Annotated in this window: 28 protein-coding genes; 14 read left to right on the top strand and 14 right to left on the bottom strand. The window is 44.6% G+C overall.

What is annotated here, in order from left to right; genetic code table 11:
- Positions 1–758 precede the first annotated feature (758 nt).
- On the top strand, positions 759–1,190 hold the full coding sequence (locus tag GTQ38_RS04870; RefSeq protein WP_161434358.1) for a DUF4231 domain-containing protein: 432 nt from the start codon (positions 759–761) through the stop codon (positions 1,188–1,190).
- Between the two features lie 762 nt (positions 1,191–1,952).
- On the opposite strand, the gene GTQ38_RS04865 is transcribed toward GTQ38_RS04870, so the two are convergent.
- Positions 1,953–2,192 carry a hypothetical protein gene (locus GTQ38_RS04865; protein ID WP_161434357.1) on the bottom strand — a complete coding sequence of 80 codons (240 nt, stop codon included), beginning with the start codon at positions 2,190–2,192 and terminating at the stop codon, positions 1,953–1,955.
- Between the two features lie 202 nt (positions 2,193–2,394).
- Between GTQ38_RS04865 and GTQ38_RS04860 the strand changes: the two genes are divergently transcribed.
- Both GTQ38_RS04860 and GTQ38_RS04855 read left to right on the top strand, forming a co-directional pair.
- Positions 2,395–3,336 (top strand): helix-turn-helix domain-containing protein, encoded by a 942-nt coding sequence (locus GTQ38_RS04860; RefSeq protein WP_161434356.1) that lies wholly within the window; start codon positions 2,395–2,397, stop codon positions 3,334–3,336.
- Positions 3,337–3,424: 88 nt separating this feature from the next.
- A complete protein-coding gene (locus GTQ38_RS04855; protein ID WP_161434355.1) occupies positions 3,425–4,009 on the top strand; it encodes a nuclear transport factor 2 family protein in 585 nt (194 codons plus the stop codon).
- A gap of 2 nt (positions 4,010–4,011) precedes the next feature.
- Here GTQ38_RS04855 and GTQ38_RS04850 read toward each other — a convergent pair whose 3' ends face one another.
- The 7 genes from GTQ38_RS04850 to GTQ38_RS04820 all read right to left on the bottom strand — a co-directional run bounded on the left by GTQ38_RS04850 (position 4,012) and on the right by GTQ38_RS04820 (position 8,484).
- Positions 4,012–5,001 (bottom strand): type I glyceraldehyde-3-phosphate dehydrogenase, encoded by a 990-nt coding sequence (locus GTQ38_RS04850; protein ID WP_161434354.1) that lies wholly within the window; start codon positions 4,999–5,001, stop codon positions 4,012–4,014.
- A gap of 173 nt (positions 5,002–5,174) precedes the next feature.
- Positions 5,175–5,552: a VOC family protein gene (locus GTQ38_RS04845; RefSeq protein ID WP_161434353.1), complete on the bottom strand. Its 378-nt coding sequence runs from the start codon at positions 5,550–5,552 to the stop codon at positions 5,175–5,177.
- Complete coding sequence (locus tag GTQ38_RS04840; protein WP_161434352.1) at positions 5,549–6,187, bottom strand: pyridoxamine 5'-phosphate oxidase family protein; 639 nt, start codon at positions 6,185–6,187, stop codon at positions 5,549–5,551. Before GTQ38_RS04840 ends, GTQ38_RS04845 begins: the two co-directional genes overlap by 4 nt.
- Positions 6,188–6,206: 19 nt before the next feature.
- Positions 6,207–6,620: a nuclear transport factor 2 family protein gene (locus tag GTQ38_RS04835; RefSeq protein ID WP_161434351.1), complete on the bottom strand. Its 414-nt coding sequence runs from the start codon at positions 6,618–6,620 to the stop codon at positions 6,207–6,209.
- A 48-nt stretch (positions 6,621–6,668) separates the two neighbouring features.
- The gene (locus GTQ38_RS04830; protein ID WP_161434350.1) at positions 6,669–7,226 is read right to left on the bottom strand and encodes a TetR/AcrR family transcriptional regulator; all 558 of its coding nucleotides are present in this window, start codon (positions 7,224–7,226) and stop codon (positions 6,669–6,671) included.
- A gap of 232 nt (positions 7,227–7,458) precedes the next feature.
- On the bottom strand, positions 7,459–7,626 hold the full coding sequence (locus GTQ38_RS04825) for a hypothetical protein (protein WP_238857796.1): 168 nt from the start codon (positions 7,624–7,626) through the stop codon (positions 7,459–7,461).
- A 180-nt stretch (positions 7,627–7,806) separates the two neighbouring features.
- Positions 7,807–8,484, bottom strand: a complete 678-nt coding sequence (locus tag GTQ38_RS04820; RefSeq protein WP_161434349.1) for a peptidoglycan DD-metalloendopeptidase family protein — start codon at positions 8,482–8,484, stop codon at positions 7,807–7,809.
- A gap of 263 nt (positions 8,485–8,747) precedes the next feature.
- On the opposite strand from GTQ38_RS04820, the gene GTQ38_RS04815 reads away from it, so the two are divergent.
- The 6 genes from GTQ38_RS04815 to GTQ38_RS04790 all read left to right on the top strand — a co-directional run bounded on the left by GTQ38_RS04815 (position 8,748) and on the right by GTQ38_RS04790 (position 15,120).
- A complete protein-coding gene (locus GTQ38_RS04815; RefSeq protein ID WP_161434348.1) occupies positions 8,748–9,446 on the top strand; it encodes a malectin in 699 nt (232 codons plus the stop codon).
- 83 nt (positions 9,447–9,529) lie between these two features.
- A complete protein-coding gene (msrA, locus tag GTQ38_RS04810) occupies positions 9,530–10,207 on the top strand; it encodes a peptide-methionine (S)-S-oxide reductase MsrA (protein ID WP_161434757.1) in 678 nt (225 codons plus the stop codon).
- Positions 10,208–10,312: 105 nt separating this feature from the next.
- Positions 10,313–11,686, top strand: a complete 1,374-nt coding sequence (locus tag GTQ38_RS04805; RefSeq protein WP_161434347.1) for a 3-keto-disaccharide hydrolase — start codon at positions 10,313–10,315, stop codon at positions 11,684–11,686.
- Positions 11,687–11,704: 18 nt separating this feature from the next.
- On the top strand, positions 11,705–13,033 hold the full coding sequence (locus tag GTQ38_RS04800) for a Gfo/Idh/MocA family protein (RefSeq protein WP_161434346.1): 1,329 nt from the start codon (positions 11,705–11,707) through the stop codon (positions 13,031–13,033).
- Positions 13,034–13,045: 12 nt separating this feature from the next.
- The gene (locus GTQ38_RS04795; RefSeq protein WP_161434345.1) at positions 13,046–14,236 is read left to right on the top strand and encodes a Gfo/Idh/MocA family protein; all 1,191 of its coding nucleotides are present in this window, start codon (positions 13,046–13,048) and stop codon (positions 14,234–14,236) included.
- A gap of 149 nt (positions 14,237–14,385) precedes the next feature.
- The gene (locus GTQ38_RS04790) at positions 14,386–15,120 is read left to right on the top strand and encodes a CBM9 family sugar-binding protein (RefSeq protein WP_238857795.1); all 735 of its coding nucleotides are present in this window, start codon (positions 14,386–14,388) and stop codon (positions 15,118–15,120) included.
- Here GTQ38_RS04790 and GTQ38_RS04785 read toward each other — a convergent pair whose 3' ends face one another.
- From GTQ38_RS04785 to GTQ38_RS04775, 3 genes are read right to left on the bottom strand one after another with little or no spacing between them, the layout of a single operon-like run.
- Positions 15,121–16,578, bottom strand: a complete 1,458-nt coding sequence (locus GTQ38_RS04785; RefSeq protein ID WP_161434344.1) for a DUF4097 family beta strand repeat-containing protein — start codon at positions 16,576–16,578, stop codon at positions 15,121–15,123.
- On the bottom strand, positions 16,553–17,140 hold the full coding sequence (locus GTQ38_RS04780) for a hypothetical protein (protein ID WP_161434343.1): 588 nt from the start codon (positions 17,138–17,140) through the stop codon (positions 16,553–16,555). Before GTQ38_RS04780 ends, GTQ38_RS04785 begins: the two co-directional genes overlap by 26 nt.
- Complete coding sequence (locus GTQ38_RS04775; protein ID WP_161434342.1) at positions 17,124–17,666, bottom strand: RNA polymerase sigma factor; 543 nt, start codon at positions 17,664–17,666, stop codon at positions 17,124–17,126. Before GTQ38_RS04775 ends, GTQ38_RS04780 begins: the two co-directional genes overlap by 17 nt.
- A gap of 108 nt (positions 17,667–17,774) precedes the next feature.
- Between GTQ38_RS04775 and GTQ38_RS04770 the strand changes: the two genes are divergently transcribed.
- The 5 genes from GTQ38_RS04770 to GTQ38_RS04750 are packed head-to-tail and all read left to right on the top strand — an operon-like array spanning position 17,775 to position 22,165.
- On the top strand, positions 17,775–18,680 hold the full coding sequence (locus GTQ38_RS04770; protein WP_161434341.1) for an aldose epimerase family protein: 906 nt from the start codon (positions 17,775–17,777) through the stop codon (positions 18,678–18,680).
- A gap of 27 nt (positions 18,681–18,707) precedes the next feature.
- Complete coding sequence (locus GTQ38_RS04765; RefSeq protein ID WP_161434340.1) at positions 18,708–19,268, top strand: DUF2911 domain-containing protein; 561 nt, start codon at positions 18,708–18,710, stop codon at positions 19,266–19,268.
- A gap of 2 nt (positions 19,269–19,270) precedes the next feature.
- Positions 19,271–20,314 carry a methylmalonyl Co-A mutase-associated GTPase MeaB gene (gene meaB, locus GTQ38_RS04760; RefSeq protein WP_161434339.1) on the top strand — a complete coding sequence of 348 codons (1,044 nt, stop codon included), beginning with the start codon at positions 19,271–19,273 and terminating at the stop codon, positions 20,312–20,314.
- Between the two features lie 26 nt (positions 20,315–20,340).
- Positions 20,341–21,300: a glycosyltransferase family 2 protein gene (locus GTQ38_RS04755; RefSeq protein ID WP_161434338.1), complete on the top strand. Its 960-nt coding sequence runs from the start codon at positions 20,341–20,343 to the stop codon at positions 21,298–21,300.
- On the top strand, positions 21,281–22,165 hold the full coding sequence (locus GTQ38_RS04750; RefSeq protein WP_161434337.1) for a lysylphosphatidylglycerol synthase transmembrane domain-containing protein: 885 nt from the start codon (positions 21,281–21,283) through the stop codon (positions 22,163–22,165). Before GTQ38_RS04755 ends, GTQ38_RS04750 begins: the two co-directional genes overlap by 20 nt.
- On the opposite strand, the gene GTQ38_RS04745 is transcribed toward GTQ38_RS04750, so the two are convergent.
- From GTQ38_RS04745 to GTQ38_RS04735, 3 genes are read right to left on the bottom strand one after another with little or no spacing between them, the layout of a single operon-like run.
- On the bottom strand, positions 22,162–23,820 hold the full coding sequence (locus tag GTQ38_RS04745; protein ID WP_161434336.1) for an ArnT family glycosyltransferase: 1,659 nt from the start codon (positions 23,818–23,820) through the stop codon (positions 22,162–22,164). The genes GTQ38_RS04750 and GTQ38_RS04745 overlap by 4 nt on opposite strands.
- The gene (locus tag GTQ38_RS04740; protein WP_161434335.1) at positions 23,817–24,386 is read right to left on the bottom strand and encodes a phosphatase PAP2 family protein; all 570 of its coding nucleotides are present in this window, start codon (positions 24,384–24,386) and stop codon (positions 23,817–23,819) included. Before GTQ38_RS04740 ends, GTQ38_RS04745 begins: the two co-directional genes overlap by 4 nt.
- A gap of 1 nt (position 24,387) precedes the next feature.
- On the bottom strand, positions 24,388–24,624 hold the full coding sequence (locus tag GTQ38_RS04735) for a hypothetical protein (RefSeq protein ID WP_161434334.1): 237 nt from the start codon (positions 24,622–24,624) through the stop codon (positions 24,388–24,390).
- Positions 24,625–24,628: the final 4 nt, after the last annotated feature.

The raw sequence follows: 24,628 nt of genomic DNA, 5'->3' as shown, positions 1-24,628 counted from the left end.
ATTGCAATGCTTTTGATCAATAAAAAGGCAGGAGTATCTGGTTGTCCGCTTTCCTGCCTTTTTTTATTTTCCAAAAATCCGGTTTTGTCATAATCTACAAGCACTTCTCAACGGAGCCGAAAACCAGGCGTCTTTTGAGTTTATTCCAATGTAGCAGTGATCTAAAGGCTTACTTATGTTTAAATGACAGTAAAAGGAACAAAAAAAGAGGGCTGATGCCCTCTTTTTCTAACTAACTAACTTAAAATTCAAGTGCTTACGCGAAGCGAATCAAACGCAAGATTGTGTGTCTCCGACTATTGTTCCAAATATCGTGCCTGTTCAGGGGACGATCTACTATAGTTCTGGATTCCTTGTTGTGTTTTTTTGTATTTTTCATGATGTATATCTTTAACTTGTTACTTCCAGTTAAGAAGCAGTCCTTCCGCCTCAATTAACTACACCTACTTAGACGGAAAAAGTGTTAAAACGTTACACTTTTAAGGAATGTTTAACTCTTTGGGGCAACATGGCTTCAGGTCAATAACAATGGGGCCTTACAAAAGATCATATCTAACAAATTCACTTGATTATTACGTACTATAGTACGGCTTATCAGACATCGTTCATTAGAGGGCCTTTTTGGACCTTTAAATGACCTTTTTGGTCAAAAATGGCTCAAAAAAAACACGCAAAACCAACTTTTTAGACCAAAAATGGAAGGAAAGAGAAACCTTTCAATATCCTATCTTTATAATCATCCAAAAACCGCCGATAAAATGACTGAAGACAACTACCTTAAAGAACGCGTTGATGACCAGGTCTCCTGGTACAACAAAAAGTCTAAAAGAAACAAGCTACTTTACCTCAGTACCCAGGTACTGATCGTGATCTTCTCAACCTCTATTCCCTTTTTGGTGGGATTTATCGAACGTACACTGGATTTCATGTCTATTCTAACCGGAATACTGGGGGTACTGGTAACCATACTTACCGGTATTAATACTTTATATCTGTTCAAGGACAAATGGACTTCCTATCGACTGACTTCAGAATCGCTTTTACGCGAAAAATTCCTTTACGTTACCAAGGCTGCAAATTACCAACGGTCTGAGCATCCTTTCCAGGATTTCGTGAGCCGTGTTGAAATGTTGCTTAGTGATGAAAACCGACTATGGGAGGAGATGTTTAGTCAGGAGCAGGATGATTGAGGGATAGTTGATGGTTGATCCCTTCTTCGCCAAGGCTACGAAGGGCAAAGAGTTGATGGTCCGCGTACAGCGTATGATGGATATACGATGTACGATATACGATATTAGATGTACGATATACGATATCAGATGTACGATATTAGCTCTCAAGGGCATTCAGCTAATAGTTCAAGAAATCGTCCAGTCGTCTAATAATCCAACCCGTCTAACTGTCTAACAATCTAACCGTCCAACCATCCAACCGTCTAACTGTCTAACTGTCTAACTGTCTAACTGTCTAACAATCTAACCATCCAACCGTCCAACTGTCTAACCGTCTAACCGTCCAACCCTCTAACTGTCCATCAATCTAATCGTCCAAAAGTCCAAACCTCTAACGATCTAACCATCAATCTTCAAATTTTCAAATTGCTACATTCTCAAATAAACATGTCCTCTTTCTGCTTTTAAATTGCAGTACCAACGATTATCTTAAAATTGGGGAGGGGTTTGGAACCCCTGTGATGAGTAAACAGTAAACAGTGAACAGTAATCAGTGAACAGTGAATAATGCTTGGGCTAACTATCCAATCGTCTAACAGCCTAACCATCCAACAATCTAACCTTCCAATCATCCAACAGTCTAATCGTCTAACCGTCCAATCATCCAACCATCCAACAATCATTCCCACATCGGACAATAAAAAAAGGCAGGGGATCATCGGGGTTCACCTCCTGCCTTCGTCGGGTTGCAATCTGTAGTTCTGTATGTAACCGACCTGATTAGGCCAATTTAGCTCTTGTTCTTTTAGTACTGAAAGAAAGCGCCTTCTTCACTCTACTGTTTTTACGCTTGTACAACCGAGCTACCTGAGTTTCTTTGGCTTCCTTAGTTTCTTCTTCAACAGTTTCAGTAACAATACTCATTTCTATAACCTCAACCTTTGCTTCAGCAGTGTTGTTCTGGGCCTGGGCAACCATTCCGATGAAGAGAACAAAGATTAAAGTTATTAGCGTTTTCATGTCTTGCGTTTATCTATTATAAAAACGCCCTGACAGCTATCTCACCAGTTTGCAAATCGCTGAAAAACCCTTATTTTTCGGTATCTGGCGAAAACTCGGTTAAAGTGCACAAAACCCTCGGTGAACAGATCAGACCCCCCAGACGGTTAAGCGGAAGAATGTGCATTTTAACGGTACAAACTGAATTCGTATCTTCCTGCATATGCGTATCAGGCTGGACATATCAAAAAATCTAAAGGACCAGTTTATCGCCGGATTTAAGCTGGAACTTAAGGGTGATGTTTACCCTATGAATCCATCCTTAGGTGAAGGAGGCCATATGAAGGTTTTGGACTTCCCCGGTGAATTGGAGTTTTATCACTTTGGATCAACACGCTTTAAAGAGCCTATTGAGATGACCTCGGTGAATCCCGCTACCACAGATTGGTTCATCATCCATATTAATTTGTCTATGGTGAAACAGGAAAAAAAAGTGGGTGAAAGACTTATCCACTTCCAGAAATACCTGCCCATAGGAACGCTGCTGTATGGCCCTAACCTGGAAATCTTTACGCTGATCCCTCAAGATGTGAATTCCGAAGTGACCACTATTCGTTTTAGTCGTCGCTTTTTGGAGTGCTACTTTGAAAATGCCGGATCAGTAATTGATTTTGATAAACCCCTGAGCTATGAAGACCTGGATGCCGATCTGGAAAGCCTTTTGTTTAAGGCATTGCAAGCAATGAACGACAGATTGGCTTGCCACGCCCTGATCCTGAAGTTCCTGCAAAACTATTTTAGGAAACTAAAGCAACACGAACATACTGAGAAGCTTGAAAAGATACATCCGGAAGATGTGCAATCGCTTTTTAAAGCTGCCAAAATGCTTCGGGACCCATTGGCATCGGATATCCCAAATCTCAAGAAACTCGCTGCTATGGCGAATATGGGTGGTACCAAGTTCAAAACGCTCTTCAAACAGGTTTTCGGAAAACCTCCAATGGAATACAGGAACCGGGTCCGTATGGAATTCGCCCGCGAAGAAATTCAGATCAAAGGCCGTACCCCATCGGAATTAAGCCATGAATTGGGATACGCACACCCCTCAAACTTCACGACAGCCTATAAAAAGTTCTTCGGACAGTTACCTTCCGCCAAAACCTGATTTCGTCTTTCTTCAATATTCGTCCGACCGAAAGCATTAATTGTTCATGTAATACTTACCCTAACTTGGAGGTATAAAACCTTAAGTTATGAAAACAATGCTATTAAATGCCCTGCTCTTCTGTTCCGCAAGCCTGGTAACAGCTCAAACACCAACGGACTCTGCAAACCTACAATTGGAAAAGAACAAAGAAATCGCACGGAATTTTTACCGCGACCTCTGGTTCTCTAACAATACGGACAAATATGCCGATTATGTCGCTGATACCTACGTCGCACATGACATAGGAGACAGAAAAGGATCCGTAGAGCCTGCTGTAGAACAAAAGGAGATCGCGGATTTCTTTTGGGAGAAAGGGGTTCTTAGCGGTAGCATTGACTACCAGATCGCTGAAGGAGACCTGGTAGCCACACGCTGGCAATCCGCCTTCGAAGGAGACGGCCTATTTGGTAAACTTTTCATTGAGGTGGACAAACCACTACCCATAATCAACGTCATGCGTATGAAAGACGGCAAGATGGTGGAAATCTGGAATCACAGGCACGATATAGATACCCCGCAAACAATGCAGTTCACCTTTAAGGGCCTGGCAATAGGATTGCTCATTGCCCTAATACCTTTCATCTGGGCTTTACGGCTTCGAAGAAGGCTCAAAAAAATATCGGTAGAGTAATTCTAGTCCTCTAGGATCTGCCGGATCATCTGATTAGTGAAACCCCATTCATTGTCGTACCAGGTCATTACCTTCAATAGATCACCATCCACCACACGGGTCATACCCAGGTCTACGGTGGATGCATAAGGGCTCTTTACGATATCAGAAGAAACAAGAGGCTCATCAGTAGTAGCCAGGATCTGCGCATAACGATCTGTTTGGGCCTCTTCTTCAAAAATGCTGTTGATCTCTTCAACGGTAACCGGCTTCTCCGTAACAAAGGTCATGTCCGAAATGGAACCCACAGGGATGGGAGTCCTGATAGCTACACCATCAAATTTCCCGGCATACTGCGGTAGGGCTTTGGTGGTTGCTATTGCCGCTCCGGTAGTGGTGGGTACAAGATTCGCAGCCCCTGCCCTACCCATTCTGAAATTCTTTTTAGAAGGGCCATCGACCATACTTTGTGAAGCCGTATAAGCATGTACGGTAGTCATGATGGCCTTTTTGATCCCAATCCTTCGGCCCAGGATCTCGACAACCGGGCTAATATTGTTGGTGGTACAACTCGCGCAGGAAAATATCGCAACATTGCCGTCCTGGGTATTCACTCCGTGTACAACCGTAGGGGTGTCGGCGCTTTTGGTAGGTGCTGAGATCGCCACAGTTGAGGCTCCCGCCTTTAGATGCATTTCGGCATCCTCACCCTTGGTAAACAATCCCGTACTTTCAATTACTACATCAACCATCAGTTCCTTCCAGGGCAATTCTTCCGGGTTCCGTATGGAAGTATATTTAATCTCTTTACCATCCACGATCAGATGGTCCGTGGTATGGTCTACCTCCCGTTCGTAAATGCCATAAACCGTATCGTACTTAAGTAAATAAGCACTATTCTCTATGGAAACTATATCGTTTACAGCGACTATTTCCAGCTCAGGAGTGTCCATAATGATCTTCAGGGCGGCTCTCCCGATGCGGCCCATTCCATTAATTGCTATTCTTTTCATAAGTGTTGTTTTTAGGCATATGGTTAGTCGAAAATTAGCGCATTACATTGCGTTTCAATGCCAGATTTATATTATCAAATGATTATTTCTGATGGGATAGGTAAATTCAAAATAACCGTGGTGTTAAGTTGATTTTACTAACCGTCCGGACCGATGGATTCTGCGTACCCTAACTAGTTGATCCTCCAGGGTGGATTTTTCCTGTTTTCGCCTGCGTGGTAAAGAATAAGAGTATTGCCATCCGGGTCTTTTAGTCGTGCTTCGCGCCACAACCAGGGTTGGTCCTGTGGAAGGTGTTCAAAAGAAATCCCATGTTGAACCAATTCCTCAACCCAGGCATCCAGTCGATCAGATTCAAAATAAAGCAGTACGCCTTCTCCTGTGGGCAAGTTAGGAACCTGGTGCAAAGAAAAGGTAGAGTCTCCCTCAGGGCATTCAAACCTGGCATAATGTGGTTGCGCTTCAACAATGAGCTTTAGTCCCAGGATCTTGTAAAAGTCAATCGCTTTTTTCAACTCCAGTACCGGTACTGTTACCTGATTAAGTTTCATAAGTCTGAATTGCTTTGCTGCGAAGTTAAACCATGTGACTCAATGAGCGCTTCCAGTTCCGCTATCTTTTTCTTTAGGGGAGCAGTAACCGCTTCTATGGCTTCCCGGGTATACCTGGGTGTTATATGTTGCGGACAATTAACATCCCAGGCTGTCACCGTAAAAACGATAGCTCGTTCCACCCTGGCGCGATATGAAGCATCCGAAAGGGATTCAAGTAGCTCATCATCGTTTTCGACAACTTCTGCCATACCCCAAAGTTTGATCCTGGTCCGGTTGGGGTAGTCCATCAGAAATATGGTAGCTTTATTGTTCTCTTTGAGATTCCCAAGGGTGATATACTGTCGATTCCCACCAAAATCCGCGAATGCCAGGCGTTTATCGTCCAATACCTTGAGAAAACCCTTGGGTCCTCCCCGGTGCTGAATGTAAGGTTGTCCGCTGGCGTTAGCAGTTCCCAGATAAAAGGAGTCCATTTGTGCCAGGAATTGCCTTAGGGAAGTATCGATCTCTGTAGGCCATCCTCCTCCCTCTTCTTTACGGGCATAACTCTTTCTTGAACCTTTTTGTTCCTGAAAGGCCTTGACAGTTGGCGTAAAAACGACATCGCTGGGATATTTTAAGGAAGCATGCATAGTTTTAGTTTTTTTAGGTTTATGATTTAAATTTCCTTTCTTCTTCCTCAATATGGATGTCATTAGCGCTCATGTCCCTTACGGCCATCAGGCCATCCTCATTAAATTCCCAATGCTCATTACCATGTGTTCGGTACCACTGTCCGGATTGCGAATGTTGCCATTCGTACTCAAACCGAACTGAAATCCGTTTATCCGTAAAGGACCAAAGATGCTTTCGCAGCTTGTAGTGACTTTCAGTTTTCCATTTATCGGTCAAAAACCTGACGATCTCATGTCTGCCTTCAAAAAACTGATCGCGGTTACGCCATTGTGAGTTTGGAGTATAGGCCAGAGAGACCTTTTCAGGATCCCGGCTGTTCCATGCATTTTCTGCCGCCTGCACCTTGGCAGCGGCCGATTCTTTGTTGAAAGGGGGTACGATGTTTGTCATAATTCTTTATTGCATACAGACAAGTCTGTTCATTGGTATTAAAATTTTTTAAATTTCAAGCAGGCTGGCCCCGGCTTCTTTTGCACTTTGAATGGGCCATGGGTTTTTCTGTATTTGAGATAGTATGATGGCTCCCTCCATGAGGACCATGAGCTGCTTGCCAAGTACAGTAGCCTTTTCCGTTGTATATGCCTGCTGTAATATATCGATTATCACTTCTTTTACTTCATTTTTGTGAAACACCGCCTGCTCCCTGATCCTGGTTTGATCCACTGGAAGATCCGTAATAATGTTTTGCCAACCACAGCCCCTGTAATCCACTTCCTTAAGCCACTGCTCCAGATAGTCAAAAGTGGCCATGATCTTGTCTTGGGGGGCGTCTACAGCTGAGATCCTTTTCATCAGGGAATCGGTCCAGAGCCTGTGTCTTCTTTCGAGGTAGGACACGGCTATTTCTTCCTTGGATCGAAAATGCTGGTACATGCTCGCCTTGGCTACTCCGGCTTCGTCAATGATCTGGTTGATACCGGTCTGATTGTAACCGTTCAGATAGAACAATCTCGATGCGGTTTCTATAATACGATCTTTTACTCCTGGCTTTTTCACAGCGTAAAGATATCACGGCTTTTCATAATAAACAGACTTGTCTGTTTATTTTAACATCATTTTAACATGCAAAAGTATTGATATTTGCTATGTTACCCGGCTTATAGTCGTTCTGAATACTATATCTAGTGCTATTTAAGCTTAAATACCGTCTTTATGATTAGGCCATTTTAGCTCTGCTTCTCTTCGTACTGAAAGAAAGGGCCTTCTTTACACGGCTATTCTTACGCCTCTACAAACGAGCTACCTGAGTGTCTTTAACTTCTTTAGTTGCTTCTACAACCGTTTCAGTAACAATACTCATCTCGATAACCTCAACCTTTACTTCCGGAGTGTTGTTTTGGGCCTGAGCGGCGATTCCGATAAAGAGAACAAAAATTAAAGTTATCAGCGTTTTCATGACTGCGTTTTTATTATATAAAAACGCAGTCAGCCGTATCTCACCGGCTTCCAAATCGCTGAAAAACCCTTATTTTTCGGTATCTGACAAAAACTCGGACAAAAAGCACAAAACCTTCGGTGAACGGATCAAAGACCAATTTCACTTAAACGAAATAATGTGCATTTCGCGGAGATCTACTCAGAAATTCAAGACCAGGTTAGGATCAGGACAATTGGCCTTATACCATTCCAGGTTCGCCGCACTGCAAACCCCCGGGTAATCACCAACATACTCCCCAATATTCAAAATGATCTGAAAATGAAGGTGCGGAGCATAATTTACATTGATCTCGGTCGCCCCCAGGCTACCCAGAATACTGCCTTCATGATACGGTTTACCTTCAAAGATCCCGTCCAGCGATTCCACGGACAAATGCCCGTAGAGGGTATAAAAGACAAAACCCTGTAATTCATGCATAAGAATAATGGTAGGTCCGTAGTCTCCCTTGGTCGTATTATTACCAAAACTGTGCACCTTCCCCCCCAAGGGTGTTCTTACTAAGGTCCCTTCAGGGGCCCAAAAATCCATACCAAGGTGAACGTCGCGATCCGGGGCGGAATCCAGATCAAAATTGGGGCTCTGCCTGTATAGGTTCCTGGTTTCAAGGTAACCGCCATAGGCTACTTTGGAGGCCGAACGTTCCAAAACTTCATCTATATAACGCTGACATATCTCCGGGTCGGAGATCTGTATTCCATCCAATTCACTATTGTCAGCAGAAAGGTCAATTGGAGTGTAGGTCTCTAGGGGGACATCTTCGAAAACCGGTCTGGTTTCCGTGTCCAATACGGTAAGAATTTGTACGAATAAACTCATAATCCAAATCTAGGGCAAAGGCGGAAAAATGTTAAAGAAAACTGCCAATTTCTTAGTTAATTAATATGAAAAACAAATTCTTGCATTGATTATCAAATAGTTATAGTTTTATAAGGGCTGTTAAATTTTAAGATTCTGATTTGCTCGGAAAAAGGGCCAGTTTGTCGATTAATTGGGAATTTTGTTGCCTAACCCTGATGATTTCAATATTTTGCCCAAAAAATCTGTAAAAAGAACACTTTTTTACACTAAATCTTGTGACAATGAAAGCTAAGATCCCCTCTTTTTTAATAGTCTTTTTATTGGCATCTTCATTATGCCTCTCAACCTTTAGCTGTGGTGGCAGCGACGACAATATTGAGCCCGTAGGAATGGCGGATGATACACCTACAGACGATACACCTACAGATGACACTCCAACCGATGATACGCCTACTGATGACGATCCTATTATCAGTGATAATCCGGTTATCCGTATTAATGCCGGTGGTGAAATGGTGGAAGTGGACGGTATGGTCTTTGAACAGGACATTTATTTTACAGAACCTTCAGATACCTTCTACAACGAGAATGTTGGAGACATTATGAGCACGGAACAGGATACCCTCTACGTTACAGAGCGTATTACAGGAACCTCTTCTGGTGGATTCTCCTACGAAATCCCTATCAGCAATGGGGATTACAACGTAAACTTGTACTTCGCCGAGATCTTCTGGGGAGCTCCGGATCCCGGAGATCCTTCAGGTGGTGTAGGTTCCCGTATTTTTGATGTGGATATAGAAGGTGTTGTGGTTCTAAATGACTACGATATTACCGGAGAAGTAGGCCTGGCAACCGCGGTTATCAAGACTTTTACCGTTAAAGTTGAGGACGAGGTCCTGAACATTGTCTTTACTGCCAGTGTAGATCAACCGAAAATCTCGGCCATTGAGGTGCTGGGAGACGGTATGATCCTCCCCTGACAGTCGGAGAAAGCTTAACACTTTTTAACCTTTTTTGATGTAAGTTGTTCCTACTTTAGGGCAACTAATGCACAAAAAAAATGATGAAACCAGTACAAATGGCGCTTTTGGTTCTGGCAGCAACCTTTTCTGCTTCCTGCCAAACGAAGAGCAAGCCTCAGCAAAAAGCCATGCAGGAAACTGCTGAGATGGTCAAGCTCTCCTCTGAAGAATTGCAGGAATACGAAACCGCATATTTTGCCAGCGGCTGCTTTTGGTGTGTGGAGGCGATCTTTGAGAGTGTTAAAGGAGTTAAAGAAGTGGTCTCCGGCTATTCCGGAGGAACCGAAGAGAACCCAACCTATGAGCAGGTGGGTTACGGAAAGACCTCTCATGCGGAAGCGGTAGAAGTGTATTACGATCCCAAAGTAATTTCTTTTTTCGAGTTGGTACAGGTGTTCTTTGGTTCACACGATCCTACAAGTCTTAACAGGCAGGGTCCGGACCGCGGAACACAATACCGATCCATAGCCTTCTATAAGGACGCGAACGAAAAAAAGATCATCGAGGCATACAAGACCGCTCTTGAAGACAGCAATGTTTATGACAGGCCCATAGTCACCGAAGTTACGGCCTTTACGAAGTTTTACAAGGCAGAGGACTATCATCAGGACTATGAGAAGAGAAACCCGAATAATTCGTACATCCGAAATGTTTCCATACCCCGCCTGAACAGGTTTAAAAAGAACTTTCAGGATTATCTGAAAGAAGGGGCTCATTAAGGCCAACATATTAATTGATATTGTAAAGCGACTTTTTTCAAGTCGCTTTTTTATTTGTGCCTCTTACCACCTATCTTTAAGGTCACAGCAACCGAAATCCTAAAAATGAAAACGATTACTTTTTTAAAACCAAGCGGCTTGGCTTTGTTTGCCGTTGCCTGCCTGGTTTTTGGGTGTAATAATGCGCCTGAGGATCCAACGCCATGGGTCCCTTTATTCAATGAACAAAATCTTAACGGCTGGAGTGTTAAAGGAGGAAATGCAAGCTATTCCATTCGCGATGGGGCAATTGTAGGCACTACTGTTCACGACACCCCGAATACCTTTTTGACTACAGACGTACTGTACTCCGATTTTATCCTTGAACTGGAATACAAAGTAGATTCCACGATGAATTCAGGGATTCAGATACGCAGCAATAGTCTTCCCTGGTACAGAGATGGAAGGGTTCACGGATACCAGGTTGAGATAGACCCCTCGGACAGGGCCTGGAGTGCGGGGATCTATGAGGAAGCGCGAAGGGGGTGGCTAAACCCGCTGGGGGATAATCCCGAAGCACAAAAAGCCTTTCGTCAGGGGGAATGGAACCATTACCGAATTGAGGCCATTGGCGATAGCATCAAAACCTGGATCAACGATGTCCCTGCTTCCTATCTGATAGACGATTATACCTACAGCGGTTTTATTGGACTGCAGGTACACAGTATTCCAAAGGACCGGGAAGCGGGCACTGAGGTTATGTGGCGAAACATCAGGATTCTTACGGACAGCCTGGAAAAGTACAGCCGTACTTCACCACTAAAGCCCATAACCACCAAAAACCAACTCACCCTTGATGAAGAAAAAAACGGTTGGAAATTACTCTGGGACGGACAAAGCACTGAGGGTTGGAGAGGAGCACGGCTGGACGACTTTCCGGAGCAAGGATGGAAAATTGAGAATGGGGTATTAACGGTTTTGGCCTCTGGGGGAGCAGAATCAGCCGCAGGAGGAGATATTGTTACCGTGGATACTTATGGTGATTTTGAGTTGAAGGTAGACTTCATGATCACCGAAGGAGCCAACAGTGGTATCAAATACTATGTAGATACAGATCTGAATAAAGGACCAGGATCTTCCATCGGCCTGGAATACCAGATCCTTGACGATGCCAGACATCCGGACGCCAAACTGGGGAATCACGAAGGCAGCAGGACGCTGGCGTCTCTTTACGACCTTATACAGGCCAATACGGATAAGCCCGTAAACCCTATAGGTTCCTGGAATCACGCCCATATAATTTCCAAAGAAAACAAGGTGGAACATTGGTTAAACGGTATGAAGGTCCTTGAATACGAAAGAAAGAGTCCAGCCTATCGCAAATTGGTCTCAGAGAGCAAATACGTGACCTGGCCCAACTTTGGTGAAGCAGACAAAGGACATATACTATTGCAGGACCACGGAGACGAAGTGAGCTTTAGAAATATCAAAATAAAATAGATACCAAAAGACCAATAAATGAGTACTCGAAGGACATTTATAAAGAAAACCGCTGCTGGCAGTGCCGGGCTGACGCTGGGAAGTTTTATGCTACCCCAAATTAATTATGCTTCTGTTTTAGGGGCAAATGATCATATTAACACTGCAGTCATTGGAGTGCGAAGTCGGGCCAAGGCACATGTGAAAGCCATTCACAGTGATCCAAATGCCAAAATCCTCTACAATTGTGATGTGGATGACAACATCATTGCCGAGCATAACAGCTGGTGCCAGGAACAGATCGGATATGTACCTAAAGTGGAGAAAGACTTTAGAAAGATCCTGGAAGACAAAGATGTTGATGCGGTCTTTATAGCGACTCCCGAGCATTGGCACGCCCCAATGGCCATAATGGCACTTCAGGCTGGAAAACACGTCTATGTTGAAAAACCCTGTAGCCACAACCCTCATGAGAACGAACTACTGGTAGCAGCTCAGAAGAAATATGGGAAAAAAGTGCAAATGGGTAACCAGCAACGTTCAGCGGCTACTTCCATACTGGCCATAAAGGAAATAAGAGAGGGTATTATTGGCGAGGTCTTTAAAGGAGAGGCCTATTATTCTGCAAACAGGCAGTCTATAGGGAAAGGCAAGAAAATTGATGTTCCACCCAGTTTAGACTGGGAACTGTGGCAGGGACCTGCACCGCGTGAGGCATATCGGGATAATGTTCATCCTTATAACTGGCATTGGTTTAGGGCATGGGGTACCGGCGAGGTACACAATAACGGCACACACGAAATAGACATCTGCAGATGGGCTCTGGGAGTAGACCTGCCTGAAAGGGTAACTTCCTTCGGTGGTCTATATACCTATGATGATGACTGGGAGTTTGTGGATAACCAGCAACTCACCTATGAATTTAGCGGAGGGAAGTTCCTCACTTGGACCGGACACAGTCGCGGATTGATGAAACCAAAGCGTCCGGGCCGTGGAGCCACAATATACGGCAGCAAGGGAGCCATAATGCTAAGCAGGAACGATTACAAGTTGTTTGGGCTGAATGGTGAGTTGATCAAAGAGGTAAAAGAAGAGGCGCAAAGTCAGACTACCAATACCCGGGGCGAAGGTGGCCTGGATGTAAATCATATTAATAATTTCTTTGAAGCGATCCGACAAGATGTTCCACAGAATGCCCCAATTGCGGACGCCGCCATTTCCACCATGTTGTGTCATCTTGGAAATATGGCCCAGGATGCCGGAGAAACCCTGATTGTAGACCCCGGCACGGGGAAAGTACTCAACAACAAAATGTTCATGAAAAACTGGAAAAGGGAGTATCAGCCTGGTTGGGAACCAAAATTATAAGTAAATTTAACTATGGACAGGAGGAATTTCATGATCAAGAGCACTCTGGCCTCCGCTGCTCTGGGAGGGAGCACTTCCGTTATGGCCAGGATGATGCCAGGCTTATCCCCTAACGATTCCATCCGGATCGGGATAATTGGTACCGGCGATAGAGGCAGTGGGCTTATCCCTCATATTAACAAAATAAACGGGCTGGAAGTAGTGGCCTGCTGTGATATCATACCTTTCCGCCTGGAAGCGGCCATCGCCAAAACTGAGGGTAAGGCCAAAGCTTATAAAGACTACCGAAAATTACTCGAGGACAAAAGCATAGACGCGGTCCTTGTAGCAACTCCTTTTAGCACCCATTCGGAGATCGCGATAGACGTATTGGATGCCGGCAAGCACCTCTATTGTGAAAAAACCCTTGCCAAGGGTTATGACGGGATCCAAAACCTGGTCACAAAGGCCAAAGGATCCAAAAAAATAGTCCAAACCGGTCACCAATATCACAGTTCACGCCTCTATACACATGCAATAGATCTGATCTCCTCAGGTAAGATCGGAAAAATAACTGCCATAGATTGTACCTGGAATAGAAACGGAAACTGGAGAAGACCTGTACCCAGCCCGGAACTTGAGCGGGCCATCAACTGGAGAATGTATCGGGAGTATTCCGGTGGGTTAGTAGCGGAACTCTGCTCACATCAATTGGACTTCTCAAACTGGGTAATGGATGCGACCCCTAAAAAAGTGATGGGATCCGGCGGGATAGATTATTGGAAAGACGGTAGGGAAACTTTTGACAATGTCCACCTGATCTATACCTATCCCAATGGCGTAAGGGCTAAATTCACCAGCCTTACCAGTAATGCCATGGACGGCTATCGTGTTCGGGTGATGGGCGATAAAGGCTCACTGGTATTGGGCTTTTCCAAGGCCTGGTTCTATCCGGAAGGCAGCTACAAGAAAGAGCTTGGAAATGTTGATGGCGTTGCGGGAGCTACCGTAAAATGGGAACAAGGAAAAGGCATCCCCATAGAAGTAGAACATGCGGATCCCAGTGCACAGGCATTGATGGATTTCCGGGACAGTATTGTGAACAATGTCCCACCTACATCGGACATTGTTACCGGCGCCAAAGCGGCCGTCTGCGTTCAGATGGGACTGGAAGCCATGTATAATGAAACCATAGTTTCCTGGAAACAGGACCTGAATATCTAAACCCCTAAATCCAAAAATGAACCGAAACTGTTAATCTTTTGAATAACCCCAAACTATGAACCGTGAAATGCCCCATGAACTGAAAACCTGATCCACCTATACATATCATGGTGCATGACATCTGGCCATAGGATCCAAAACCGGAACAGATGAGAAATGCGTTGCTATGCGGCCTTATAATGGCCTGTTTATCCTGTAATGAACTAAAGAAAAAAGAGGATCATCATATTATCGAGGTCCAGAAAACGGCGATTGCCCCTACCCTTGATGGTAAGGTAACTGAAAACTGTTGGGAGCGGGCCATCTGGCATCCTTTGGACCAAAACTGGCTTGGAGAAGCCTATACTTTTGAGGATTTCAACGGCAGGTATAAGCTTTGCTGGGGACCGGAAGCCTTGTACATCCTAATGGAGGTAACTGATGATATCCTTTACGACAGGCATAAAGATCCTCTCAAACTCTGGTGGGACGACGATTGCGTAGAAGTATTTGTGGATGAAGACAATTCGGGAGGATTACATCAGTACAGCCATAACGCCTTTGCCTATCACATCGCGCTGGACGGTAATGTGGTGGATCTTGCTCCTGACCGCGATCCACATCTGTACAACGATCATATCCAATCCGCAAGGCACACCGAAGACGATGTCAGCATCTGGGAAATCGCCTTGAAATTGCATGACGACTCCTATATAGAAGGTAGCAAGCAAACCCCGAAAAGGCTAATTGAGGGAAAAAAGATAGGTTTCGCCCTGGCCTATTGCGACAATGACGGAAGTAAGGAAAGAGAGAATTTCATTGGGTCTGTTTTTGTGCCGGGAGAAGACAAAAATCAGGGGTGGATAAACGCAGACATATTTGGGACACTGATTTTGAAAGAATAACTAATCCTCCAGAACCACATCACTATACTCCGAACGAATATTGATTGACCTGGGAGTATTTTTATTTAGGTGATAGCCTCGGTGCACAGTGTTATTCAGTTTTTTGGTACGATCCAACACCAGGTATGCCGGGCTTGACAGTTTTGAAGAGGTGCCATCTACATAGATCCTATAAGCTCCGGAAGGCAATTCGCAAAATAACTCCCCGTATTGAATGGAGATATCCATATCCTTAAAACTATCCGCTATGGAATTGATCTGAAGTACACCAAGATTATTCCTGATCTGTGCAGAACTCAGTAGTTCCTCAATCCGGACATCCGAGGAATTTGAATACAGTACCAGGTCCCTGACCTGATCCAGTTTGACGTCATCTGAAAAATCCGTTTTAAGTTTTCCATAATCCCACCGCCGCACGGAGACGGGCGAATGGGAAGCAATGATACTGGTTTTATCACCTCCGATAGAGGAAGCGAGCAACCTTGTATAAGACAAGGTCGCATCGATATTCCTGGTATTTTCGGCTAACTTCACCTCCCCATGTCGCACATTCATTTTTAGTCGGGCCGACTTAGGCATCCTTATTTTGATCTTCTTCTTTACCTTGTATTTTCTTTCGGCGCCGTCAGACCACCGATAGAACACATTGGGTCCGTCATCGTCATAATCCTGAGAAATAATGATATTTTTTCTTAGGCGACGTTCTTCATCTCGAATTCTGTCACGCTCTTCACGAACTCGGTCGCGCTCTTCTCTTACGCGCTCACGCTCTTCTCGCGCTCTTTCACGTAACTCATTCCGCTGTTCGAGCAATTCCTGACGCCGTTCTTCCCTTTCTTCCCGGCGCTGTTGCAAGACTTCTGCTCTTTCTTTAATACGTTCCGCCCACTGCTCCATTCGATCCCTGTAATCCTCGTCAAATTGCTCAGAAAACTCTTTTTGCCATTTTTGCATATACTCCTCACCTTCCTCTTTATAGGCGTTGTAGTCAAAATTGGTAAACGGTATGGGGGGCATTTCCATAAGCTCAGGCAGTTCCGGGATCTCCAAATCCAAAAAAAGCGGTTCGAGCTCTGGCAGTTCCGGGATCTCAATGACAAAATTGTCCAGGTCAACCCTGTCAAAATTTGTTCTATAAGCCCAGGAACGCCCGCTGTTGGTGCTGATCTCAATCTCCCGGCTATTGCCTTTGATCTCTACAGCGGCTTCTTCAAAATAGTCCGCCGCTTCTTCATCAGTGGCCCCGTCCAGTTCTACCGTGGCCTCTACTACTACCTCATCTTTGTCCCAGGTTTCGAATTCAATGTCCGCATAACTAGTGTTGATGTCGATCACGGCATCCTTCCCCACTTTAAAGGACTCTTTATAGGTCTTGGTTTGCTTCTGCCCGTATACTCCAACCGAGAGCAACAAGAGCAGGGCGGTGCTGATTCTAAATATTTGTTGTAAACTCTTCATTTTTTGATGATTTTAATTCGTTCAATTTTTCCTTTAACTTGAGCAACAACTGAAGGCGTAATTGAAGATTTCGGACCAGGGCTGTAATTGTTTGATCGTTCGGACCAATGTCATTCAACTCCTTATTTAATACCTGGTATTCCTCGTTCAAAGCAGCCAGCCTTTCCATAAAACCATCAACAACTGCTTTGTTATCTTCGGAAATCTGTAGTTGCGAAAGCTCCAAATTGATGTTGGCTACATAGTAATTCTCCACTTTTCGCAGGTCCGGTGACAGATCGCCAAGAGACAATTCCGGTTTTTCGGTTGATTTTTGAACCTCATTCCGGTCTACCACGGTCTCCGGAATATCCTTGTCGAAAATCGTCTGATAGTAGGTAAATACTCCCAGGCTGATGAGCACAATGAAGGAGGCAGCTACCTTTAAAAAGAAGTAAGAAGCTTTCTTTTTTTGTGGTAAAGCGGAATCCAATCGTTCCAGAAAACGTTCCTCATGTCCACTTTTCATTGGAAATTTTTTGTCCTTTTCCTTTTTGAACAGTTCTCTAAGATCCTGTGCCATATCTTTTCGCTTTTAAAAGTTCTTTAAGTTGGCCCTTGCCTCGAAGCAGCCTGGTCCTGCAGGTAGTCTCTGTCAGGTCCAGGATCTGTGAAATCTCACCGTGGTCGTAACCTTCCACCAGGTAGAGCTGCACTACATATCGGTACTTTTCCGGAAGCCCGCTCATCGCCTCGCTAACCTCCGCCACCGATATTTCATCAGATACCGACCAATCTTCGTCCTCAGCAATATGCAATAGATTTTCATTAAGCTGCACATGCCGTACCTTCTTAGCCTTAATAAAATCAAGGCTTTTGTTGATCACAATTCGCTTTAACCACGCTCCGAAAGTAACCTCGCCCTTAAACTGATCTATTTTTTGAAATGCCTTTATAAAAGACTCCTGCAGAACGTCTTCCGCATCGTCCGGGTCTTTCAAAAAACGCATTGCAACACAAAACATACCTTCGCAATATTGCCTGTACAGTTTAAGCTGCGCTTTGCGATCGTTCGCTTTGCATCGTTCAACGAGATCAATTTGAAACATTAGGTTAGCTTCCAAGTCCGGTTTCAGTTGTTGTTACCCATAAGGACGGCTAAAAAAAATCGGTGTTGCAAAAAAGCTTAATTTTAAGAAAACTTTAGACCTAACCGCTTGAACCAAGTTACAATTAAAAACGAATTCCTCAGTCTTAAGGTGCTCGACTTTGGGGCGATTATCCAGGAGCTATGGGTAAAAGACAGGCAGGGAAACTATACCAATGTGGTTGTGGGATTTGAGGATCCGAAACACTATTTAGAAGATACGTATTATCTCGGGGCCTGTATTGGTAGATATGCGGGAAGGATCTCAGGAGGATTCAATCTCAATGACACCTTCTATCCCCTTGAAAATGAAGATGGTGTTCACTTACATAGTGGCTCGTCCTGTTTTGGCAAAAAATACTGGTCTTTTGAAGATGTAGGCCAAGAGGGAGATCATGCGGTACGTCTTAAACTGAAAAGTCCTCATATGGAAGGCGGGTATCCCGGGGAGATCAAGGCTTCGGTTACCTATAAACTGGAGGGTTCATCAATACACATTATCCATGAAGCCACTGCGGACAAGGCCACAGTCCTGAACATGACCAACCATTCGTATTTCAGGCTGCACCAGGCGGAAAGAATAGATGAACATCGGTTGCAACTCAATTGCAGCCATTTCCTGGAAACCAGGGAGAACCTCCTACCCACCGGAAGGGTATTGGCCGTAGATGAAACAGATATGGATTTTCGCAAAGGCAAATTAATTGGCCCTGTACGTATGGACACGCCTTTTATAAGCAATCCGGAGACGTCTCCGCTGGCCGAACTATATTCAGATCGGTCTGGTATCAGGATGAGGGTAAGCAGCAATCAGCCAGGGGTGGTTGTTTTCACACCGCTTTCCTTTGCGGGAATCTGTTTTGAGACCCAAAATTTTCCGGATGCTCCCAACTTTCCGGATTTTCCGAATAGCGTTTTACTACCGGGACAAAGCTATAGGAACTCTGCCATTTTTGAATTTGATTTAGTAATTTAGAAGCATACCATTAAAAAACGAACAAGGATGAAGATCTTGAAGTGGATAGTTGGGGTTTTGGTAGTATTGGGGTTGCTGTTCTTCTTCGTGGGCATGCCCTACCTCAGACAGCAAACCAAAAAACACAGCCCTGAAAAAACCGCGGTTTACAACAAAAATAATCTGGACCTCAGCGTTACATACAGCAGTCCTTTTAAGAAGGGTCGTGTAATTTTCGGAGAACTGGTGCCCTATGATGTGGTTTGGAGAACCGGCGCTAACGAACCCACAACCTTTACAACCACTACGGAAATTAAAATAATAGATAAACCTTTACCAGCCGGCACTTATTCCTTGTGGACAAAGCCGAATCGCGAACAATGGCTGATCATATTCAATGAAGACATACCGGATTGGGGAGTAAGCATAAGTAGCGGAGGGCGTGAAACTACCAGAGAGCCGGGGTCTGATGTGGTGCAGGTAGAGGTGCCCGTATCGTCCCTGACCACAGCGGAAGAAAGCTTCACTATTGCCTTTGAAGAAGACAGCCAACTCTATCTAAGTCTCTTTTGGGATACCACAAAAGTAAGCGTGCCTATTAACCCTTAGATTTGAGCACCTCCAGGAACATCGATTCTAAAAGTGCCTCCAGGGTACAAAAGCAGCGAAAGCAAGTACCAACTGCTGAGGAACTCCTCCAGGGAATTATTCGGGGGGATAAAACAGCCCTGGCCCGGGCCCTGACACTTGTTGAGAGCACCAAAAAGCAACATCAAAAGAAAGCTAATTATATTCTGGACAACAGTCTGAATTCCGGAAAGGAGAGTATCCGCATAGGCATTACCGGAGTACCCGGTGTTGGAAAAAGTACCTTTATCGAAACTTTTGGAAAGCTTCTCACTTCCCTGGGAAAAAAAGTAGCTGTACTAACCATTGACCCGACAAGCAGTCTTAGCAAGGGTAGTATCCTCGGAGATAAGACCCGAATGGAAGAGCTGGTCCGGGACCCGAACGCTTTTATTCGCCCCTCCCCTTCCGGCACTTCCCTGGGTGGGGTGGCCAGAAAAACAAGGGAAAGTATATTCCTCTGCGAAGCAGCAGGTTACAATTGTATTTTGGTTGAGACGGTCGGGGTAGGACAAAGTGAAACAGCCGTACACAGTATGGTGGACTTTTTTTTACTTCTAAAACTGGCCGGCGCAGGGGATGAGCTACAGGGGATCAAAAGAGGGATCATGGAAATGGCAGATGGAATAGCGATCAACAAGGCGGACGGAGAGAATCTCAAAAGAGCTAAAAGGGCACAGACGGAATTCAACCGTGCCCTGCACCTTTTCCCTCCTAAACCCAGCGGCTGGATCCCAAAAGTACTCACCTGTTCTTCCCTGGAAAACACCGGCATACAGGAGATTTGGGAAATGATCGATTCCTTCTTTACCCTGGTTCGGGAAGATGGTTTTCTTGAAAAGACACGACAGGAACAGAACAAAAAGTGGCTATTGAACACATTAGAAGACCGGCTGCTTACAGATTTTTATGAGAATCCCGGGATCAAAAAGGAATTGGACAGGCTGCTAATAGAGGTGGCAGAAAATAAAATCAGCCCGTTTAAAGCAGCAGATCAGCTTCTGGAACGCTATCAGAAAAAAGTCTAAATTTGTCAGCGAATTAAACCGCTTCCATGAATCCGATCACAGATGCTCTGTTATCCATTGTCGTACCGCTATACAATGAGGAAGAAAATGTGGCTTTACTCACTGAAAAGATTCACGAAAGCCTTGCGGGGTACAACTACCAGATTGTTTATGTAGATGATTTTTCCACCGACGGGACCCGAAAAGTGGCCAAGGCCATGGAAGACCCCAGGGTGCATCTTCTCGAGCTAAAGAAAAACTACGGGCAGAGCCTGGCCCTGGCTGCTGGGATCGACTATGCTGAGGGGGAATTCATAATTACTATGGATGGGGATCTTCAGAACGACCCCAGTGATATCCCAAAAATGCTTGAATTTGCCGTAAACGATGAGTTTGACGTGGTAACCGGCATACGGCAAAAGCGCAAAGATTCCCTGATCAAGAAAATCCCTTCAAAGATCGCAAACTTCCTGGTTCGCCGGGTCACTAAACTCAATATCAAAGACAACGGCTGTGCTCTAAAGGTCTTTACCAAAGACATTGCCAAGGAACTAAACCTATACGGGGAGATGCACCGCTTTATTACGCTTCTCGCCCACCTGGAAGGTGCACAGATCAAGCAGGTTCCTGTTAAACATCATGCCAGACACGGGGGGGTCTCCAAGTACGGATTGGAGCGGGTGTTTAAAGTAGTGGCCGACATGATGCTGCTATTGTTTATCAGAAAATATTTTCAGAGGCCCATACATCTATTCGGAATTTTCGGGTTTCTACTAATTCTCCTGGGTATACTGATCAATATATATTTGTTGATCGTAAAACTGGGATTTGGCGAGGATATCGGTACCAGACCGCTTCTTATGTTCGGAATGATGTTCATTTTGGCGGGGATCCAACTATTTACTATAGGGATAGTGATGGAGTTACTGATTCGGACCTATTACGAATCCCAGAGCAAACGTCCATATCGAATAAAAAAAGTATCCGTTGGAGGCACAGTGGCGTAAAAGAGGAATCACTTTCCTTAAGATAGCACTTAGCGCGGCCTTGATCTATTTTATATTTACCAAGATCGATTTCCGCAGCACGCTGCAGATCCTCAAAGGCGCCAATCCGGTTTATCTTTTCATAGCCTTTTTGTTACTGGCGTTCTCCAAGGTGTTGGCTTCTTTTCGACTGAACCTCTATTTCCATGCATTGAGCATCTTCCTCAGTCAAACCAGCAACCTGAAATTATACCTGCTGGGAATGTTCTATAATCTGTTTCTTCCCGGGGGGATCGGAGGAGATGCTTATAAAGGCTATCTCATCAGGAAAACCTTTAATATATCAACCAAACGGGTGATCGCTGTGCTATTGCTGGATCGCTTAAGCGGCCTTCTCCTCATTTTTATTTACAGCTGTATCCTGGCGTTCTTTTTAGAATGGGAAGCCATAGCCCCTTATAAGTCCTTGCTTGCTGTTGCCATTCTGGCTGCTATAGTCGTATTCCGGGGATTGAACAAAAGTAAATTCTCCTATGTTTTTGAGGTGTTCTGGCGATCTGCGGCCTACTCTTCCTTAGTGCAACTGGCACAAATGATCAGCGTTATTTTTATTCTTAAAAGCCTTGGAGTTGAAAGCGGAACGGTAGCCTACTTGTTCCTTTTCCTCATCTCTTCGATTGTTTCCGTATTACCCCTTACCATTGGCGGAATAGGTAGCCGGGAACTTGTTTTTCTCTACGGCGCTCTTTGGTTTGGACTGGAAGAAAACACTTCTGTTGCCGTGAGTATGATCTTTTTCCTGATGACCGCTATAGTCTCCTTTACAGGTATACGGTACCATCTTAAAAAACCGGAACTCGTAGTACAGGAAACCTCCGCATCCTAATAAATATGTACAAGGTGCATTTTGTTGATGACCTTTTTCCGGGTAGATGGATCCAGAAATTTTAGTTGAAGTCGGGTAATGCGAAACTGATCAACACTGTATTGGCGGTCCCAATCAAAACCAGAGTTCCTAAGCTGTTCCAATTGTCCGTCGGTGGCGTAGACCCAGATATCCTTCATTCCTAAGATCCCGTCCGGGGGAACGATTTTGACAGGCTCCCTGTTATAGAAATCCAATGACCAGGTATGCATAGGGGACAATTTATAGATTTTATCAACCGGCACTTCTTTTTGGGCTACTATTTCAGCCATGGCCGAGCCACCCTGATATTCCAGCAAAGCGGGATAGAAATGTGTGTTGAGTACGGCATTCAGCAATAGGGAGCTATATACGGACAAAGTTATGATCCTAAGGTAGTAAGCCTCCCTTTTCAGGCAGAAATAGATGATTATTACAAAACCGGCAAATAAGAAAACATAGGAATACCAACGTTCAAACTTGAAAACGTAAAAGCAGATCAGCATGGACGCGATGAACACCAGACTTAATATAAAATACTGGACTCCCAATAAGAATTTGGTCATTTTCTTCTTGGTAAAGCGATACAGACTAAACAAGTAAGAGGCGGACAATACCGCGAACAGTGGTATGACGATATTCAGGTAATGCGGAAGTTTAAACTGGGCAAAACTGATAATGATAAAAATAAGTGTTATCCCTCCGAAGGTAAGGAGCTCGTATTTAGGATGACTTTGAAAGCGAAGCTTTATAAAGGTCTTCAATCGGCACCAATAGGCAGTTAGCCCTATGACGGTCCAAGGCAGGAATACCCATAAAAACGTATGAAAAAAGAAGAAGTAATCGCTGCTGTTTTTGCCTACCCCCTGCCCGCTCATACGTTCAAAACTCTGTTCCCAGAAAATGAAGAGAATTCCACTACGGTTGGATTTTCCCCGGATCACCTTCTCCGGATGCAGGTCAAATTGATGGTAATAGGCATAGAGCATAGGGGTAATGACGAGTCCGAAAACCACAAGGGCCAGTAATACACGCCAGTTAAACAGCCGTTTCCAGGATCTGGTATAGATCAGGTGACAGATAAGCGGCAGTCCGATGACCACAAGGGCTATCTGTCCTTTTGTGGAAAAGGCCAAGGCGGCGCCCGCAGCACCTAACAAAGCAGATCTTATCCTGGCCGTTTCCAGGTAATCTGCCAATTGCCATATCGCGAAAATAGTAAAACCGGTCAGTACGGCGTCCGTGCGCACATCGATCACGGCCAGGACAATGGTCTGCGCGGTCATAAAGATCAGTGCGGAGAGCTTTCCAACATCCGTATTGTACAGCAGCTTTCCTAATCCGTAACAACTGTAGGCCCCCAAAAATGTGATCAGAATAGCCGGAATTCGGTAAGCCCAGGCATGTATTCCAAAGATCTTGAAAGACAGTGCAGCAAGCCAGTAATGCAGATGAGGTTTATCCAGGTACTCCTCGGGGCCTTTGAACAGATTTAGAAAATCGTTCTCCTGAACCATTCGCATGGCCATTACAGCGAATTGAGCAGAATCATTCTCGAAAAGAGTAACCAGGGTTCCGGCAATATAAACCAGGCTTATGAGCAGAAGTAAAAACCAATATCTCGTATTTCCGATCATACTTGATATTTGTGCATTGCAAATATATACAACCTGTAGAACAACCAGCTCATAATCAGACCTACGGCGGCACCGCTTATCACATCAAGCGGAAAATGCACCCCCAGATAAATTCTACTGTAGGCCACAAATGCCGCCCACAGTAGCAAAAAAGCCCCAAAACTACCCCATTTGGATTTCAATAAGCGGGCAAAGAAACCTGCTACTGCAAAAGAGTTCGCCGCATGGGCGGAAAAATAGCTGTATTTACCCCCGCAGGAGGCTTTCACGAGCCGGGTCAGGTCTCCTATTTCAGGGTCATAACACGGTCTGAGCCTTTGAAGACCGTACTTAAAGAAGTTAGAAAGCTGATCAGTCACCGTGATCAGCAGGGCAATAGCGACCAACAGGAAAAGCGTCCTTCTAAGGCCCAATCTCAGATAACTTAGTATAAGTAAAAGCAGATAAAGCGGAAACGCGCTCCAGGTTTTGGTAATAAACAACCAAAATCCATCCCAGGTTTCCGTTCCCAGGCTGTTGAGATACAAAAACGCTTCGCGGTCAAGTTGTATAAGTTCCTCCAACATTTCAGTTGTCGTATCGGGATATCTCCCTGTCGTAGAAAGCGGTGGCCTCTTCAATTAAGCGTTCGGCTTCAGCAGAAAGTTCTTTTTCATCTTCCTGAGTGAACTCTTCCAGCCACTCTACCTCATCATTTTCCAGGTTGATTATAAACCTGGGATAATCCGTATGTACTATAAATATTGCGGTTGGAAAATCCGTATTATCGCCTAATAAAAACTTTGGTAGTGGTGAATTACTCATTTGA

It is taken from the genome of Poritiphilus flavus (assembly GCF_009901585.1).
Lineage (GTDB): Bacteria > Bacteroidota > Bacteroidia > Flavobacteriales > Flavobacteriaceae > Poritiphilus > Poritiphilus flavus.
This window is presented reverse-complemented; position numbering and strand designations above follow the sequence as displayed.

Bases quoted from the DNA above. Each gene is read 5' to 3' on its own strand.
- GTQ38_RS04825 (WP_238857796.1), bottom strand. From the start codon at position 7,626: ATGAAAACGCTGATAACTTTAATTTTTGTTCTCTTTATCGGAATCGCC.
- GTQ38_RS04780 (WP_161434343.1), bottom strand. From the start codon at position 17,140: ATGGCACAGGATCTTAGAGAACTGTTCAAAAAGGAAAAGGACAAAAAA.
- GTQ38_RS04745 (WP_161434336.1), bottom strand. From the start codon at position 23,820: ATGATCGGAAATACGAGATATTGGTTTTTACTTCTGCTCATAAGCCTG.
- GTQ38_RS04740 (WP_161434335.1), bottom strand. From the start codon at position 24,386: ATGTTGGAGGAACTTATACAACTTGACCGCGAAGCGTTTTTGTATCTC.
- GTQ38_RS04860 (WP_161434356.1), top strand. From the start codon at position 2,395: ATGCGTATCAGGCTGGACATATCAAAAAATCTAAAGGACCAGTTTATC.
- GTQ38_RS04815 (WP_161434348.1), top strand. From the start codon at position 8,748: ATGAAAGCTAAGATCCCCTCTTTTTTAATAGTCTTTTTATTGGCATCT.
- GTQ38_RS04820 (WP_161434349.1), bottom strand. From the start codon at position 8,484: ATGAGTTTATTCGTACAAATTCTTACCGTATTGGACACGGAAACCAGA.
- GTQ38_RS04840 (WP_161434352.1), bottom strand. From the start codon at position 6,187: ATGCATGCTTCCTTAAAATATCCCAGCGATGTCGTTTTTACGCCAACT.
- GTQ38_RS04765 (WP_161434340.1), top strand. From the start codon at position 18,708: ATGAAGATCTTGAAGTGGATAGTTGGGGTTTTGGTAGTATTGGGGTTG.
- GTQ38_RS04850 (WP_161434354.1), bottom strand. From the start codon at position 5,001: ATGAAAAGAATAGCAATTAATGGAATGGGCCGCATCGGGAGAGCCGCC.
- GTQ38_RS04785 (WP_161434344.1), bottom strand. From the start codon at position 16,578: ATGAAGAGTTTACAACAAATATTTAGAATCAGCACCGCCCTGCTCTTG.
- GTQ38_RS04845 (WP_161434353.1), bottom strand. From the start codon at position 5,552: ATGAAACTTAATCAGGTAACAGTACCGGTACTGGAGTTGAAAAAAGCG.
- msrA (WP_161434757.1), top strand. From the start codon at position 9,530: ATGAAACCAGTACAAATGGCGCTTTTGGTTCTGGCAGCAACCTTTTCT.
- GTQ38_RS04790 (WP_238857795.1), top strand. From the start codon at position 14,386: ATGAGAAATGCGTTGCTATGCGGCCTTATAATGGCCTGTTTATCCTGT.
- GTQ38_RS04735 (WP_161434334.1), bottom strand. From the start codon at position 24,624: ATGAGTAATTCACCACTACCAAAGTTTTTATTAGGCGATAATACGGAT.
- GTQ38_RS04835 (WP_161434351.1), bottom strand. From the start codon at position 6,620: ATGACAAACATCGTACCCCCTTTCAACAAAGAATCGGCCGCTGCCAAG.
- GTQ38_RS04795 (WP_161434345.1), top strand. From the start codon at position 13,046: ATGGACAGGAGGAATTTCATGATCAAGAGCACTCTGGCCTCCGCTGCT.
- GTQ38_RS04865 (WP_161434357.1), bottom strand. From the start codon at position 2,192: ATGAAAACGCTAATAACTTTAATCTTTGTTCTCTTCATCGGAATGGTT.
- GTQ38_RS04755 (WP_161434338.1), top strand. From the start codon at position 20,341: ATGAATCCGATCACAGATGCTCTGTTATCCATTGTCGTACCGCTATAC.
- GTQ38_RS04805 (WP_161434347.1), top strand. From the start codon at position 10,313: ATGAAAACGATTACTTTTTTAAAACCAAGCGGCTTGGCTTTGTTTGCC.
- GTQ38_RS04775 (WP_161434342.1), bottom strand. From the start codon at position 17,666: ATGTTTCAAATTGATCTCGTTGAACGATGCAAAGCGAACGATCGCAAA.
- GTQ38_RS04855 (WP_161434355.1), top strand. From the start codon at position 3,425: ATGAAAACAATGCTATTAAATGCCCTGCTCTTCTGTTCCGCAAGCCTG.
- GTQ38_RS04870 (WP_161434358.1), top strand. From the start codon at position 759: ATGACTGAAGACAACTACCTTAAAGAACGCGTTGATGACCAGGTCTCC.
- GTQ38_RS04800 (WP_161434346.1), top strand. From the start codon at position 11,705: ATGAGTACTCGAAGGACATTTATAAAGAAAACCGCTGCTGGCAGTGCC.